This window comes from Actinoplanes sp. NPDC049598 (genome assembly GCF_040675435.1).
In the GTDB taxonomy this organism is placed as follows: domain Bacteria; phylum Actinomycetota; class Actinomycetes; order Mycobacteriales; family Micromonosporaceae; genus Actinoplanes.
The window spans coordinates 65,810-81,274 of the sequence record NZ_JBFAOX010000020.1; the positions used below are offsets into that span (position 1 = coordinate 65,810).

Annotated in this window: 12 protein-coding genes; 6 read left to right on the forward strand and 6 right to left on the reverse strand. The window is 73.4% G+C overall.

Annotated features, from left to right (window positions below; all coding sequences use genetic code 11):
• Nucleotides 1-23 precede the first annotated feature (23 nt).
• Nucleotides 24-947 (forward strand): PfkB family carbohydrate kinase, encoded by a 924-nt coding sequence (locus tag AB0J66_RS35520; RefSeq protein ID WP_364670399.1) that lies wholly within the window; start codon nt 24-26, stop codon nt 945-947.
• The gene (locus tag AB0J66_RS35525; protein ID WP_364670402.1) at nt 944-1,759 is read left to right on the forward strand and encodes a 5'/3'-nucleotidase SurE; all 816 of its coding nucleotides are present in this window, start codon (nt 944-946) and stop codon (nt 1,757-1,759) included. Before AB0J66_RS35520 ends, AB0J66_RS35525 begins: the two co-directional genes overlap by 4 nt.
• Here the strand turns inward: AB0J66_RS35525 and AB0J66_RS35530 are convergent.
• The 4 genes from AB0J66_RS35530 to AB0J66_RS35545 form a co-directional block, all read right to left on the reverse strand.
• Nucleotides 1,716-2,924 (reverse strand): glycosyltransferase 87 family protein, encoded by a 1,209-nt coding sequence (locus AB0J66_RS35530; RefSeq protein WP_364670405.1) that lies wholly within the window; start codon nt 2,922-2,924, stop codon nt 1,716-1,718. The genes AB0J66_RS35525 and AB0J66_RS35530 overlap by 44 nt on opposite strands.
• Before the next feature lie 56 nt (nt 2,925-2,980).
• Nucleotides 2,981-4,531: a hypothetical protein gene (locus AB0J66_RS35535; protein ID WP_364670408.1), complete on the reverse strand. Its 1,551-nt coding sequence runs from the start codon at nt 4,529-4,531 to the stop codon at nt 2,981-2,983.
• Nucleotides 4,532-4,875: 344 nt separating this feature from the next.
• Nucleotides 4,876-5,202 (reverse strand): helix-turn-helix transcriptional regulator, encoded by a 327-nt coding sequence (locus AB0J66_RS35540; protein ID WP_364670411.1) that lies wholly within the window; start codon nt 5,200-5,202, stop codon nt 4,876-4,878.
• Nucleotides 5,203-5,211: 9 nt separating this feature from the next.
• Complete coding sequence (locus AB0J66_RS35545) at nt 5,212-5,760, reverse strand: TetR/AcrR family transcriptional regulator (RefSeq protein WP_364670413.1); 549 nt, start codon at nt 5,758-5,760, stop codon at nt 5,212-5,214.
• A 92-nt stretch (nt 5,761-5,852) separates the two neighbouring features.
• On the opposite strand from AB0J66_RS35545, the gene AB0J66_RS35550 reads away from it, so the two are divergent.
• The 3 genes from AB0J66_RS35550 (at nt 5,853) to AB0J66_RS35560 (ending at nt 9,543) form a co-directional block, all read left to right on the forward strand.
• Nucleotides 5,853-7,034 carry an acetyl-CoA C-acyltransferase gene (locus AB0J66_RS35550; protein WP_364670416.1) on the forward strand — a complete coding sequence of 394 codons (1,182 nt, stop codon included), beginning with the start codon at nt 5,853-5,855 and terminating at the stop codon, nt 7,032-7,034.
• A gap of 177 nt (nt 7,035-7,211) precedes the next feature.
• Nucleotides 7,212-7,511 carry a hypothetical protein gene (locus AB0J66_RS35555; protein ID WP_364670419.1) on the forward strand — a complete coding sequence of 100 codons (300 nt, stop codon included), beginning with the start codon at nt 7,212-7,214 and terminating at the stop codon, nt 7,509-7,511.
• Between the two features lie 10 nt (nt 7,512-7,521).
• Nucleotides 7,522-9,543, forward strand: coding sequence for a prolyl oligopeptidase family serine peptidase (locus tag AB0J66_RS35560; protein ID WP_364670422.1), 2,022 nt, complete (start codon nt 7,522-7,524; stop codon nt 9,541-9,543).
• Here the strand turns inward: AB0J66_RS35560 and AB0J66_RS35565 are convergent.
• Entirely contained in the window at nt 9,500-10,792 is a 1,293-nt protein-coding gene (locus tag AB0J66_RS35565) for an MFS transporter (RefSeq protein WP_364670425.1), read from the reverse strand. The two genes, AB0J66_RS35560 and AB0J66_RS35565, sit on opposite strands and share 44 nt — an antisense overlap.
• A 102-nt stretch (nt 10,793-10,894) precedes the next feature.
• On the opposite strand from AB0J66_RS35565, the gene AB0J66_RS35570 reads away from it, so the two are divergent.
• Nucleotides 10,895-11,905 (forward strand): helix-turn-helix domain-containing protein, encoded by a 1,011-nt coding sequence (locus tag AB0J66_RS35570; protein ID WP_364670427.1) that lies wholly within the window; start codon nt 10,895-10,897, stop codon nt 11,903-11,905.
• On the opposite strand, the gene cydC is transcribed toward AB0J66_RS35570, so the two are convergent.
• Nucleotides 11,803-15,348: a thiol reductant ABC exporter subunit CydC gene (cydC, locus tag AB0J66_RS35575; protein ID WP_364670429.1), complete on the reverse strand. Its 3,546-nt coding sequence runs from the start codon at nt 15,346-15,348 to the stop codon at nt 11,803-11,805. The genes AB0J66_RS35570 and cydC overlap by 103 nt on opposite strands.
• Nucleotides 15,349-15,465 lie beyond the last annotated feature (117 nt).

The window sequence follows — 15,465 nt, forward strand, 5'->3', positions numbered from 1 at the left end:
ACGGCCGGGTAACGCAGCAGGGCATGAGCGATCCGGTGATGGTGTTCGCCCCCGCGCCCCTGCTGACCGTGACCATCGAGCAACATCCCGCCGGCCCCGAGCTGCACGTCCACCCTGGCGGCCAGGGCGTCTGGCAGGCCCGCATGATCGCCGCGCTCGGCGTGCCGGTCACCCTCTGTGCCGCCGTCGGCGGCGAGACCGGCGAGGTCCTGGAGCGCTTGCTGGCGGCCGAGGAGGGGGTACGCGTGCGCACGGTGCCCCGGAGCAGCGGCTCCGGCTGGTACGTGCACGACCGCCGGGAGGGCGCCCGCTCGTCGGTCGCCGATCACCCCGGGCATCCGCTCGACCGGCACGAGCTCGACGAGCTGTACAGCGTGACCCTGACCGAGGGACTGCGATCGCCCGTGGCCGTCCTCAGTGGACCGGCCGCGCCCGAGGTCGTCGACCCGTCCGTCTTCGAGCGTCTCGCGGCTGACCTGAGCAGCAACGGCGTCAAGGTGGTGGCCGACCTCTCAGGTGATCACCTCTCGGCCGTCCTGGAGGGTGGCGCCTACTTCGTGAAGGTGAGCCACGAGGAGCTGATCGACGACGGCCGCGCGGCCGGCGACAGCGTCGACGAGCTGCTGGCGGCCGGGCGCAAACTGTGCGGGTCGGGCGCGGCCGGGGTGCTCATCAGCCGGGCCGGCGACCCGGCGCTCGCCCTCTTCGATGGCCGCGAGGTCGAGGTGGAGCCGCCACCGCTGCGGGTCAGGGAACACCGCGGCGCCGGCGACTCGATGACCGCCGGGGTCGCGGCCGTGCTGGCCCGGGGCGGATCGTTCGAGGAGGCCCTGAAGACAGGCGCGGCGGCCGGCGCGCTCAACGTGACCCGCCACGGCCTGGGCACCGGCCGCATCGAGGCGGTGCAAGAGCTGTTCAAGCGCGTACGGTTGGAGGACCGCCGATGACGGCCCGCGTCCTGATCACCAACGACGACGGGGTCGGGGCGCCCGGCATCCGCGCGCTCGCCCGGGCCGTGCACACGGCCGGCTACGAAGTGGTGGTGGCGGCGCCGCACGAGGAGGCCAGCGGCATGAGCGCGGCCCTGACCGCCGTCACGTCCGAGGGCCGGATCGTGGTCACCCATCACGACTTCGAGGAGCTGGTGGCGTACGGGGTGACCGCCTCACCCGCGTACATCGTGGTCCTGGCCGGTCTGGGGGTTTTCGGCGAACCGCCGGACCTGGTCCTCTCCGGCATCAACCGCGGCGCCAACGCGGGCCGCGCGGTGCTGCACTCGGGCACGGTCGGCGCCGCCCTGACCGCCGCGAACGACCGGGTCCGGGCGATGGCGGTGTCGCTCGACGTGCTCAATCCGGCCGACGCCGACGCCACGGCCAGCGGGGGAGCGGCCATCGTGGTGCCCGACGACTCGGTGCTCAACTGGGAGGCGGCCGCCCGGACCGCGGCCGGCCTGCTGGACTGGCTCTCCGCGGCCCCGCCGGGCACGGTGCTGAACCTCAACGTGCCCGACCGCCCGTTCGGCGAGCTGGCCGGCCTGCGCGAGGCCACGCTGGCCCCGTTCGGCCAGGCCCAGATGGCCCTCGCGGAGAGCGGCGAGGGCTTCATCCGCACGGCCGTCGAGAAGACCGGGGAACCGCTGGTCCCCGGCTCGGACATCGCCCTGCTGGCCGAGGGCTACGCGACGATGACGGCGATCCGCCCACCCAGCGAGATCACCGGCGTCCGCCTGCCGGCACAGCGCCCGGCCTCACTCTAGTTCGGGCAGTCAGCGGCACCACGGCCGCAACCGCCACGGCGAGCAGCAGCCGCGCCTCACCGAAGAGCGGCCCACCGATCGCCGTGACCGGAAGCAGCATGGTCGCCAGCACAGCCACGATCCAGGCAACTCCGCGTCCGCCTACCGGGAGGAGCGCGGCGAGGACGAGCCAGACCTGGTGGTGTGTCCACGAGACCGGCGACAGCACGACGCTGCCCGCCCCCACCACGATCATCGCCGTCAGCCAGTCACCGTCCTGCGCCGCTTTCACCCCGCGGCGCAGGGCCAGCGCCGCCACGATCCCGCCGATCACCAGCACCGCCGCCGACCGTACGGGTGCTTCGACCCCGAGCCGCATGAGCGCCCCGTTCATCGACTGATTGCCCACCCCGGTGATGTAGCCGAGCCGGTTCACCTGGAACACCTCGCCGGTCCAGAACCGCCACGAGTCACCCGGCAGCACCATCGCCGCCGCCGTCCCGCACCCCACGAACGTTCCCGCGGCCATCACGGCCGCCCGCCGCCGCCCCGAGAACCACAACAACGGCACGAAGATCAGCGGCGTCAGCTTGATCGCCGCCGCCACCCCCACCAAGACCCCATGCCAGGCCGTACGCCGCAGCGCCAGCAGGTCGACCGCCACGAGCCCGGCCAGGAACAGACTCACCTGCCCGTACTTGAAATCCGACGCCACCGGCGCGGAGAGGACGAGCGCCAGCACACCCAGCCCGACATCTCCTTTCGGGCCCCGTTCACGCGCACTCCCGTCGCCACTCGGCCCGCCCGTGGGTGTGGCCGGCCTTGCGTCCGGTTTGTCGTTGCCGGCTTCTTGTTCGCCTCGCCAGTGCGCGAAGACCAGGCGGCCGAGCCCCACGACCGTGGCGGCGGTGGCCAGCGACCAGGCGACCTGCACCAATGTCACGGGCACCCACGTCAGGGGCGCGAAGATCAGGGCCGCGAACGGCGGGTAGGTGAACGGGGCCGCCCCGCGCGTGAAGTCGTAAAGGCTGTTCCCGTCGGCCAGCCCGGAGACCGCCCCGAGATACACCGACAGATCCGTGAGCCGAACCTCGGCCGGCCGCCACAGCGCCGCCCCGGCAGTAACGGTCGTGACCACCGCGACCATCGCCCAGACACCCAGCGCCGACCCTCTCAGCTTACCCATACTCGAAACTCTACATAGGGTGGGCAAGCGCCGCTCCGTGCTCGATGGCCGCTGGGCTAGCGAGCTTTCTGAGCGGGTGCCGCTTGCATCACGCAGAGGGCGGCCAGCAGGGCGATCGCGCCCTGCCCCCAAGGATGCGCGGCGAACCCGAAGCCGAACTCAGTGCTGTTGTCGAGCATTTGCCGCAGTGTTGCCTCCGCTCCGGCGGTAGAGCTGGGTAGCAGGCGACATGCGGCCAGGGCCGCGCCTGCGGCGACGGCGCCGACAATGAACTGCCACTTGTCGGGGCTCAGCCGCGTTTTCGCTGCGCGCAGCCGCGGCCATGCCGCGTGCGGCCGCGCCCATGCCGCGCGCAGCCGCGCCCACGCCGCGTGCAGCCGCGCCCACGCCGCGTGCAGCCGCGCCCACGCCGCGTGCAGCCGCGCCCACGCCGCGTGCAGCCGCGCCCATGCCGCGTGCAGCCAAGCCCACGCCTGTGCTGCCCCCGCCCATGCTGTGTGCGGCCGCGGCCACGCCTGTGCCGCGTGCGACCCCGCCCACGCCCCGCGCGGCCGCGCCGCGTGCTGGGGCGTCCACGCCGTGACGGCCCCATCTCGGCGGGGTCTGCGGTGTGCGGTGAGGTGCCGCCCGGCTGTGGTGATGCTGGTCCAGAGGGAGGCAGCGCGTGGCTGAGAAGCCCCGGAGCTGTGCGGCCGGGCCGCGTTGGACAGGACAAAAGCGCTGCACAACAGGAGAGGCCCGGCCATCACCGCGGCGTTGGCGAGCAGGATGTCCGAAGCGTGGAAGGCCGGCCCGGAGGCCTGGAGGCTGCCGAAAGCCGCTGTGCCGTCAGCGAAATGCGGCCCGAAGGAGACCGCACCACCGGGCAGCAGGGCGAGCGGGAACCAGGCCGGCGCCGACCAGGCGGAGATGTCCAGCGCCGCCGCAGCGTGCAGAGAGCCCGCGGCCACGGCCAGGTCCAGCGTGATCAGCCCGCCGCCGACCGCGACCAGCATGGCCCGGCGTCGATGTCCGTCGAGTCGCCGGGTCAGTCCCGCCGTGGCCGCTGTCCCGAGAACCCAGACGGCCACTGCCGGAGCGATGTCCCGGACACCCATGAACGGCATGACCGGCACCTGATTGCCGGCAACGAGAAAACCGAAGAGCGCCACCCCAGCCAGGAGGACCGATCCCCGCAGCCGGACGCCGATCGCCGCGAACGCCAGCACCGCAACGAGAAGCGCCACCGGCCCGGCCGCCCGCATCGCGTTGGCCGAAGCCGCAGCCACCAGTGTCACCCCGGCCGCCGCCATCGCGGCCCGGCCGACACTTCCCGCCCGCTCCCGCCACGAGCTTTCGTCGACGGCCGGCGACACAACCAGCGACGCGGCGAACACCAGCTGCCGGCGCCCCCGCCCCCGCCCTTCGACAGCGGCCAGCTCGGCCCGCCATTCGCCGCGCATCATCTCGGCCAGATCCTCCGGCCACCGCCGCGCCGCAAGCTCCACCCCGCGCTGCGCCAGCCGCTCCGCCCAGCCGCCGGCCACCCCGGTCCCCGCAAGGCGCTCCAGCCGTCCGCCGGTTTCTCCGGCTTGCAGCGGTCCCTCCGCCTGGCCGTCGGTCTGCAACAGCCGATTCGCCTGGCCGCTGGTCTCTCCGGCTTGTACCGGTCGCTCCGCCCGACTCCCGGTCAGCCCGCTCTGCGCCGGTCGTTCTGCCCGGCTGCTGGTCAGCGTGCTGTGCGCCGGTCGCTCCGCCCTGCTGCTGGTCAGCGCGCTCTGCCCCGGTCGTTCCGCCTGGCTGCCGGTCTCTCCGGTCTGCGCGGGTCGCTCCGAACGATGGCCGGTCACTCCGGCCCGCCTGCCGTTCGCTGTGCTGATGCCAATGGCTTGCGGCGGTGCGGAGGAGCCGCCGCCGGCGGAATGAGGTTGGCCCGCGGGTCGGTCCGGGGCGCTCTCGGATGGCCGGCGCATCAGGCCTCCCGGGGCTGGGTGATCGGGGTGGCGGCGCGGGACATCTGGCGCTGCATGGCGGCTACTTCGCGCTGGGCGGCGGTCGCGCCGTCAGCAGTCAGGCGGTAGTAGCGGCGGCTGGGGCGGCCCTCGGCGACCGGGTCGATCTTCTCCCATTCGGAGGTGACCCAGCCGGCGCGCTCCAGGCGGACCAGGATCGGGTAGAGCGTGCCGCTGGGCAGGCCGGTGTCGGCCATGAGCTGCAGGCCGTATCGGTCGGCGGCCGGGTCGGCGAGCAGCGCGGCCAGCACTTTCAGGACCGAGGCGGTGATCCGCGGTGAAGCCATGTACGCACTCTACATAGGGGTGGCAACCAGCTCGCGGGCCCAGTTGACGGCGACCTCGGGGTCGGGGCCGGTGCCGCTGTAGAGGCTGTCGATCAGCAGCCAGAGGCGGTCGGCCAGCAGCGGAGGGCCGTCGATCGCCGCGACCAGTTCGTCGATCTGGGCGCGGGTGTCGCGCAGGTAGCCGCGGGCCACCTCGGTCGCCTCGTCGCCCTCTCCGGGATCGGGGAACTCGGCCAGGTATTTGCGGAAGGCGCATCCGCGGTACGCGTCACCGCGTACCCACCAAGCGGTCTCCGCCACCAGCGCGACCATCTGGTCCCGAGGCTCGCCCGTCAGGGCGGCCGAGGTCGCGGCCGCACGCTGCTCGCGGGCCTGGGTCAGGTAGGCGGCGACCAGGGCGGACTTGCCGGGGAAGTGGCGGTAGAGCATGTTCTTGCCGCAGCCCGCGGCCTGGATGACCTCGGCCAGGCCGACCGCCCGGACGCCGCGGACGTAGAAGAGCTCGGCCGCCACCGTGAGGATCCGCGACCGGCCGGAGGGGTCTTCCGTGCGCGCCATGAGTGACGAGCTTATCGAAGCCGTTGACGCGTCGACGGTTGGCGAGCCACTATCGGACCAAGTGGTCCGTAATTCTGCGGGAGGTCAAGGACATGCGAGACGCCGTCATCGTCGACGCGGTGCGCACCCCGGTCGCCAAGGGCAAGCCCGGCGGGGCCTACCACGACATCCACCCGATCGACCTGCACGCGCACGTGCTCCGGGCCCTGCTCGAGCGGAACCCCGGCCTCGACCCGGCCGAGATCGACGACGTCATCGGCGGCACGGTCAGCCAGGTCGGCGAGCAGAGCACCAACCCGGCCCGCCTCGCCCTGCTGGCCGCCGGCTTCCCCGAGTCGGTGCCCGGCGTGACCGTGGACCGCCAGTGCGGCAGCAGCCAGCAGGCGCTCAGCTTCGCCGCGCAGGGTCTCGTCTCCGGCGCGTACGACCTGGTCGTGGCCTCGGGCGCCGAGTCGATGTCCCGCGTGCCGATCGGGAGCTCGGCCTACGTCGACGGCGTCCGCGCGTTCGTCGGAGGCCCGGCGCTGGCGGAGCGTTACGGCGGCCTGATCCCGCAGGGCGTCAGCGCCGAGCTGATCGCCCGCAAGTGGGGCCTCTCGCGCACCCAACTCGACGACTTCGCCGCCACCAGCCACCAGCGGGCCGCCGCCGCGTGGCGCGCCGGCCACTTCGACGGCCAGATCACCCGCCCGACCGGCCTTGCCGTCGACGAGACCATCCGCCCCGGCAGCACTGTGGACACTCTGGCCGGCCTGCGCCCAGCCTTCGCCGACCCCCGCTGGGAGCAGCGCTTCGGCGTCATCGACTGGAAGGTCACCGCCGGCAACTCGAGCCCGGTCAACGACGGCGCCGCCGCCCTCCTGCTGACCACCAGCGAGGTCGCCGCCCGCCACGGCTGGCGCCCCCGCGCCCGCGTCCACACCGCCACCGCCGTCGGCGACGACCCCATCCACATGCTGACCGGCATCATCCCCGCCACCGCCAAGGTCCTGGCCCGGGCCAACCTCACGATCAAGGACATCGACCTGTACGAGGTGAACGAAGCCTTCGCCTCGGTCGTGCTCGCCTGGCAGGCCGAAACGGGCGCCGACCCGGCCAAGGTCAATGTGGACGGCGGCGCCACCGCCATCGGCCACCCCCTCGGCGCCAGCGGCGCCCGCCTGACGACCACTCTGCTCAACACCTTGGAGCGCACCGGCGGCCGTTACGGCCTGCAGACCATGTGCGAAGCCGGCGGCACCGCCAACGCCACCATCATCGAGCGCCTGGACTAGCCAGAATCCTCAGCGTGTCGCCGACGACCGCGGCCGCGTCGTCGACGAGTGGTGCAGCGTGGTCAATCCCGACCGGGCCATGGGCCCGCAGAGCATCCATGGCATCACCGCCGCGGAGGCCCGCCGGCGCCGTGGGCGCACATCGTCGAAGCCGCGACCCGGCTGACGACCCCGCCGGTGTCATCGGCCTGCGGGGTTCAGCGGCGCCGTCCGGAAGAACGGGAGCCGCACTTCCTCACCCGGCTCGTCGACCGGTTGCCCCGGCTGCTTGATCCGAAGGCCGACTCCTACACGGCTCTGCTCGACCAGGCCCTGCTCGATCGACACATCTCCGCGAGCGAGGCGGACGGACTTGTGGCGGCCGCCGGCGACCTGGTCGTCTTCACGGGCGAAGAAGCACGGCAGTACAGGATTCCGATCGTGCATCCCGAGGCGTACAAGCGGTTGGCCGGTGCCGGTGTGGACGCGATGCGGTAAGACTGGCGGCATGCTTGTCTCTTTTCCGCGGCTGGTGGGGCGGACGCAAGGGTTCGGACTGGGGCGGCCGCGGCGGTTCACGGTGGGGCCCGAGGGGGAGCGGGTGCTCTTCCTGCGCAGTCTCGGCGGGGAAGATCCGGTGCTGCGGCTGTGGAGCCTCGACCATGACGGTGGCGACGAGCGGCTGCTGGTCGACCCGGGCCACACGGGGCGGGCTCTGTCGGCCCAGGAGCGGGCGCGGCGGGAGCGGGCGCGGGACCGGTCGGCCGGGATCTCGGATTACAGCGCCGACCGGGCCGTACGGACCGTCGCCGTCACCGCCGATCAGGAACTGTTCGTGGTCGACGTGGAGGGCGGGGCGGTCACGGCGTTGCCGGCGCGGACACCGGTCGAGGATGTGACGATCAGTCCGGACGGCACGACCGTGGCGTACGTGCACGACGGCGAGCTGCGGCTGATCGGCGCCGACGGCACGGGCGATCGGGCCGTTGCAACACCGGAGAAGCCCGAGGTGACGTACGGGCTGGCCGAGCACGTGGCCGGCGAGTCCATGGAGCGGATGCGCGGCTTCTGGTGGGCGCCCGACGGCAATCGGCTCGCGGTGGCCCGGGTGGACGTCGAGCCGGTCGAGGTCTGGTACCTGAGCGATCCCAGCAACCCGCAGGCGCCGCCGACCGCCCAGCGTTACCCGCGCGCCGGCACCGCCAACGCCGTGGTATCCCTCCATATTTACGATAAATCGGGCACTAAAGTTGATGTCGAAGCCGACTACGAATACCTCGTCGACGTCGTATGGGATGAGCACGGGCTATTGGCGGTGACGCAGAACCGGCCGCAGACCGTTCTCAGGGTGCTGAGCGTCGACCCCGAGACCGGCGCGACCGAGGTCATCGCGGAAACGACCGACGACGCCTGGACGCAGATCGTGCCGGGCTTCCCCCGGCGCACGACCACCGGCGAGCTGATCTGGACGGAGGACCGCGACGACACCCGCCACCTGACCGTCGCCGGCGAGCCCGTCACGCCGCCCGGGCTGCAGGTCGCCGAGTTGCTCTCCGTCGACGGCGACACGGTCCTGTTCGCCGCGACCGAGGAGCCCACCGAACAGCATCTGTGGACCTGGTCGCCCACGGACGGCCTGCGGCAGATCACCACCGCCCGCGGGCTGCACACCGGTCAGCGGGCGGGCGGCAGCACGGTGATCACGTCCTTCCGGCTCGACGGTGACGAGACGCGCTTCGGGTCCCGTACCGTCGCGAGCCGGGCCGCCACCTCACCGGTCGTACCGAAGGTGTCCCTGCTGCGCGCCGGGAAACTCGAGTTGCGTACGGCCGTGCTCTTCCCCGCGGTCTGGCAGCGCGGCGAGCGCCTCCCAGTCCTGATGGACCCCTACGGCGGCACCGCCATGCAGCGGACCGTGGCCGACCGGCGCAGCTACTACGTCTCGCAGTGGTTCGCCGACCAGGGCTTCGCCGTGATCGTGGCCGACGGCCGCGGCACGCCCGGCCGCGGGCCGCGCTGGGAGAAGCACGCCCGCGGCGACAACTCCGACATGCTGGTCGAGGACCAGGTCGAGGCCCTGCACACGGTGGCCGCGCTCTACCCGGAACTGGATCTGGGCCGGGTCGGCATTCGCGGCTGGTCGGCCGGCGGCACCCTGGCCGCGCTGGCCGTGCTGCGCCGCCCGGACGTCTTCCACGCCGCGGTCGCCGGGGCGCCGGTCACCGACGAGTTCCTCTATGACACCCACTGGCAGGAGCGGTACCTCGGCGACCCCCGGGTCGACCCCGAGCCGTACGAGAACGCCTCGGTGCTCCGGGACGCGGCCAAGCTGGAGCGCCCGCTGATGCTGATCCACGGCCTGGCCGACGACAACGTCTACCCGGTCCACACCATGCGCTTCTCGGCCGCGTTGCTGGCCGCCGGTAGACCGCACACCGTGCTGCCCTTGCCCGGCGCGAGCCACATGCCGCCCGACGTCGACCTGCTCACGCCCGAACTGCGGTTCCTGCAGGACGCACTGCGAAGCTGACCAGCACGGCCGTGGCCAGCGCGGCCAGCGCGTCGACGGCCACGGCCGGGCCGTACCCGTGCATCATCACCGCCGACATCACGGGCGTGCCGACGGTGATGCCGACCTGCTGGCTCATCGTCGCCAGCCCGGTGGCCAGCCCCTGATCGGCGGCGGGCAGCGCGTTCGTCACCGTCACCATGAACGCGACGATCGCCACCAGGTTGGCCACCCCGCCGGCGAAGGTCAGCACCAGCAGCCACGGCCGCTCCGGGCCGAGCAACACCAGCGGCAAGGTGGCGGCGGCCTGCAACACCAGGCCACCGACCAGGGCTGTACGCGCACCGGCGCGCCCGATCACCCGGGGCGCGACGACACCGCCGAGGACGGTGCCGAGACCGAGCACGGCGAACGACAGACCGGCCCGCAGCGGCGAATACCCCAGCACGTCCTGCAGATGGATCGTCAGCACGAAGACCAGCGACGTCTCGGTCGCGAAGGCCACCAGCCCGGCCAGGTTCCCCCAGCCCACCTCCCGCGACCGCAACACGCGCACCGGCACCAGCGGCTCCGCCACCTTCCGTTCGATCAACCAGAAAGTCCCAAGCAGCAGTACGCCCGTGAGCACCCACCCATGCACCAGGGCGAGCAGCCCACCCGTCACCGCCACGGCGCCCGGCACATCGAGGCGGCGGCGCTGCTCCGGGCGTACATCCGGGTCAAGCAGAACCGGCGCCACCAGAAGGACCACCGCCGCCACCGCGACGTTCAGGAAGAACGCCCACCGCCAGCTCAACAACCCGGTGAGCACACCGCCCAGCACCGCGCCGGTGGTGAAACCGGCCGCCATCAGCGCGCCGTTGAGCCCGAGGGCCCGCTCCCGCGCCGGTCCCGCCGGGAAGAGCGTCGTCAGCAGCGCGAGCGCGGCCGGCGTGACCGCCGCGGTCGCCAGCCCCTGCCCGACCCGCGCCGCCAGCAACACTTCCGCCGTCGGCGCGAGCCCGCCGGCCAGCGACGAGACGCCCAGCACGGCCATCCCGGCCAGGAACATCCGCCGCCGCCCGACAAGATCCGCCACCCGCCCGAGGAGCAGCGTGAACCCGGCCGCACAGAGCGCGAACGCCGTGGTCACCCACTGCAGACCGCCCACCGGCAGCCCGACGTCCCGCCCGATCGCCGGCAACGCCACGTTGAGGATCGAGAAGTCGACGGCCAGCGTGAAACCCGCCGTCAGCAGCACGGCCATCGCCGCACGCTTCGTGTTCGTCATGCCGTTGACGCTCGCGGCCGCGGCAGCCCGGTGACAGTCCCCGGCTCCGCCTAGCACCCGCAGGGATAGGCACACCAGGCTCGGCCGGGCGAGGATGGTCGGGTGAACGAACTCGGGGCCTTCCTGCGAACCCGCCGCGCCCGCCTGACCCCCGCGGCCGCCGGCCTCGTCTCGTACGGCCCCCGGCGCGTGCCCGGCCTCCGGCGCGAGGAGCTCGCCCAGCTGGCCGGCGTCAGCCCCACCTACTACATGCGCCTGGAGCAGGGCCAGAGCCGCAACGCCTCCACCTCGGTGATCGACGCCCTGGCCCGCGCGCTGCGCCTCACTCCCGATGAGCGCACCCATTTGTTCAATCTCGCCCGGCCGCCTTTCGCGCCTTCATCGCCGCCCGCCGTTGCCCATTTGTCGTCGCCCGACGCCGCGCACTTGTCGCCGCCCGCCGCCCATTTGTCGCCGCCAGCTGCCGCCTATTTGTCGCCGCCCGCCGCCCATTTGTCGTCGCCCGACGCCGCGCATTTGTCGCCGGCGAGCTCGGCCCGGGCCGCCTTGTCGCCGGTCGGCGTCGCTCGCCCCACCATGCTGCGGTTGCTGGCCGGAATGCCCGACGTGCCCGCCGTGCTGGTCGACCGCCGTACCTCCGTGCTGGCCTGGAACCCGCTCGGCCACGCCCTGCTGGCTTTCCACGAGCCCACCCCCGACATCAACCTCACCCGGCTGCTCTTCCTGGACCCGCGCACCCGCAACCTCTACCGCGACTGGCACATCGAGGCCTGCCGCGCCGTGGCCTCCCTCCGCCTGGTCGCCGGCCGCCACCCCACCGACCGCGCCCTGGCCGAGTTGATCGGCTACCTCTGCATCCACAGCCCCGACTTCGCCGACATCTGGTCCCACCACCCGATTGCCGAGTGCGTGACCGGCCGCAAGCTTCTGCACCACCCCCTCCTGGGCGACCTGGACCTCGACTTCGAAGTCCTCCAGTCCGCCGACAACACCGGCCAGCGCCTCATCACCTACCCGGCCGAGCCCGGCACCCCCGCCGCCACCGCACTGAGCCTGCTCTCCTCGATGAGCAACCCACCCGCGCTGCAACCGTCGGCGCCCCCCGCGGACTGATCATCGCCAGCCCCGCTCCGGAGCCGCCCGTCTTCGAGCGTCAGCACCCGGTCGACCCGGTCGAGCCCTTCGGCGCGGTGGGTCAGCAACAGCACAGTGCGCCCGCGGCCGGCTTCCAGCAGATCAGCCATCAGCGCCTCGGCCACGTCCACATCAAGCCCTTCGGTCGGCTCGTCGAGAATCAGCAGCCCCGGCTCGGCCAGCAGCGCCCGCGCCACCGCGAACCGCCGCACCTGCCCACCCGACATCGTGCTGCCCCCGCTGCCCAGCCACGTCCCGAGCCCCTCGTCCAGCCCGTCGAGCCACGCCCCGAGCCGCACCCGCTCCAGCACCGCCCGCAGCTCACCGTCCGTGGCGTCAGGCTTGGCCAGCCGCAGATTCTCCCGAACCGTCGAAGCAAACACATGATCGGTCTCATCCCCGACCACCACGACCCGCCCCCGAACAACTCGCTCCGGCAGCTCCCGCAGGTCACTTCCGTCCGCCAGCCGCATCACCCCCGCCCGCGGATCGAGCAGCCTCCCCACAACCGCCGCCAGCGTCGACTTCCCCGACCCCGACCGCCCGAGCACCGCCACCCGGTCCCCAGCCCTCAGATCAAGATCAAGACCGTCCAGTACGGGCCCTCGCCCCGGATCCCATCCAGCCGAGATCCCTTCAAGCCGCACCCCCAGCGCTCCCTGAGTGAAGGTGGCGGCCGTGGAGGTGGCGGCCTCGCGGGTGGCGGCGTCGCGGGTGGCGGCGTCGCGGGTGGCGGCCTCGCGGGTGGCGGCCCCGAAGGTGGCGGCGGGGAAGGTGGCGGCGGGGAAGGTGGCGGCGGGCGGCTCGGCGAGCAGGGTGGCGAGGCGCTGTTCGGCGCCGGCGGCGCGTTGGCGGGCCACGGCGGCGTCGGGGAGGGTCATGAGTTGTTCGCCCAGGACGACAACGCCCAGCAGCAGGACCGCGGCCCACTCGTGGCTGAGGCCACCGAGGGCGAACGCGGTGCCCACCACGGCGACACCCCAGCCGAGGTGTCCGAGGGCGGCCGCCCAGCCGGCGGCCCGGGCGGCCTGTTCCTCAAGGCGGGCGAGGTCGCGGCTGCGCTGCTCCGGCACGGCCTGCGAACCGGTCAGCTCCTCGATGCCGTCCACGGTCTCCACCACAGCGTCGCGCAACTGCGCGCGTGCCTCCCCGGTCGCGGCCTCGCTGCGGGCCGACTGGCGGGCCGCGATCCACGGCGCGACCACCCCGGCGATCAACAGCCCGACCACCAGCGGCGCCGCGACGGCCGGGGAGAGGACCACCGCCACTACCGAGGCGACAACGATCGTCGCCAGCGCCGACCAGAACGGCAGGCGACCACGCAACAGCCCGTCGACCCGGGCGTCCACGTCGTCGACCACCTTGGTGAGCAGATCCCCACGCCGGCGCAGCCGAGCCCCCGGCACCCGCGGGATCAGCGCGGCGTAGACCCGCGACCGCCGCGCCCCGAGCCGCGCGAACGCGACGTCATGCGAAACAAGCCGTTCCAAGTAGCGAAGCAACGGCCGAGCCACCGCACTCCCACGAACCAGCACCACGGCCGTCGAAAGCGAAAGCACCGGCGGCAACGAGGACGCCCGCACCAACAGCCAGGCCGCCGCGCCGGTAAGAACAATCCCCGCCAGCGAGGATCCGCTCCCCAGCGCCACCGCCGCCCAGGGCCGGCGCCACACCGACCAGCCCTCGATGCCCGCCCGGCGCCCACCGCCGACCGGACCGCCGGCCCGGGTGCCGGCGTGGCCGGCCGCGCTGCCGATCTGGGTGCTAGCCTCGCCAGCCGTGCTGCCGACGTTGGCCCGAGGCTCGTCAACGGGTGCGGCTGCGGTGTCGGCGGAGGAGACCTCGGGCGGCGGCGTGATGTCGGTGATGCGGTCGGCGGCGTGGAGCAGGGCGGGGCGGTGGGCGACCACGAGGACCGCGCTGCCCCGGTGGGCCGCGGTTCGCAGTTGGCCGATGACGCGTTGTTCCGTGGCGGTGTCCAGGTGGGCGGTTGGTTCGTCCAGGAGCAGCGTCACTGGTTCTGTGCCGGCTCGGTGCAGCAGGGCGGCCAGCGCCAGGCGGTGTCGCTGGCCGGCGGACACGCCGGCGCCGCGCTCGCCCAGCGGTGTGTCGGCGGGCAGGTCCAGTCCGACCGGGTGGAGGGCGGCGCGGATCTGGGCCGGGGTGGTTCCGGCCGGGAACAGGTCGGCCACGGTGCGGGCGTGCGGCAGCGTGACCCGCTGTGGCAGGTAGAGGGCGTTGTCGGCGACGGCGACGCCCGCGTCGGGTGTCTGCAGGCCGGCGAGCACTCGCAGGGCGGTCGTCTTACCTGCGCCCGATGGGCCGCGGAGAGCCACGAGTTCCCCCGCCCGCACCGTCAGTTCGTCCAGAACGAGGGCGTCGCGCGCGGAACCGGGGTATCGCACGCGCAACCCGAAGGCGCCGACGCGGGCCGAGCCGACGGTTGTGTCACCAGGAGCCGGCTCGGGCTGGGACGCATTGGCGGGCCCGGGACGGAGGATCTCGTCCACGTCGTCGATGACGGCGGTGGCGTCGGTGGCGCTGTGATACTTGGCGGCCATCTCGCGGAGCGGGCGGTACGCCTCGGGGGCGAGCAGGATCACGAGCAGGGCCGGGCCCAGGGACAGGTGGCCGGCGGCCACGCGGAGGCCGGCCTCGACGGCGATGAGGCCGACCGACAGGGTGCCGACGAGGTCGAGGGCGGTCGACGACAGGAAGGCGACGCGCAGCACCCGCATGGTGGCCGATCGGTGCTTGTCGGTCAGGTCGGCCACCACGGCCGTCTGGCGTTCGGCGCGGCCGAAGACGCGGAGGGTGGGCAGGCCGCGGACCACGTCGAGGAAGTGGCCGGCGAGGCGGGCGTCGGCCTGCCAGCGGTGGCGGGCCCGGGCCTGGGTGGCCCAGCCGATCAGGGCGCCCAGCACCGGGATCAGCGGGAGCGTGACCAGGGCGACGACGGCCGACGCGGGGTCGACCAGGGCCATGGTGACGATGACCAGCGGCGGGAGGGCGACGCCGAGGACGAGCGAAGGCAGGTAGCCGCCGAACCACGGCCGCAGCGCCTCTAGCCCGTTGCTCAGCACGGCCGTGAGCCGGCCCGCGCCGAACGAGGCGACCCAGGCCGGGCCGCGGCCTAGAACCGCGGCGAGCATGGAGCGGCGCAGCTCGTCGGTGACCCGGGCCGCGGTGCGCTGGGCGACGACCTGCTCGCCCCAGGCGAAGGCGGCCCGGGCCACGAAGGCGCCGGCGAGCAGGCCGGTCGCCCAGCGGTGGCCGCCCGCCACGAGCAGGCTGAGCGCGACGGCCACGGCCAGGGTCGCCGCGGCCTGCCCGGCGCCGAGGAGCGCGAGCAGCGCAATGCCGGCCCGGCTGGTGCGGGCGTGCCGCACCAGCCGGGGATCCAGCGGCCCGCGGGCTGACACGGACCGCTTCGGCGCGGCGGGAGAAACGACAGCGGAGGGAGCGGCGGCGGGAGATACGACAGCGGAGGGAGCGGCGGCGGGAGATATGACAGCGGAGGGAGCGGCGCCGGGAGATAC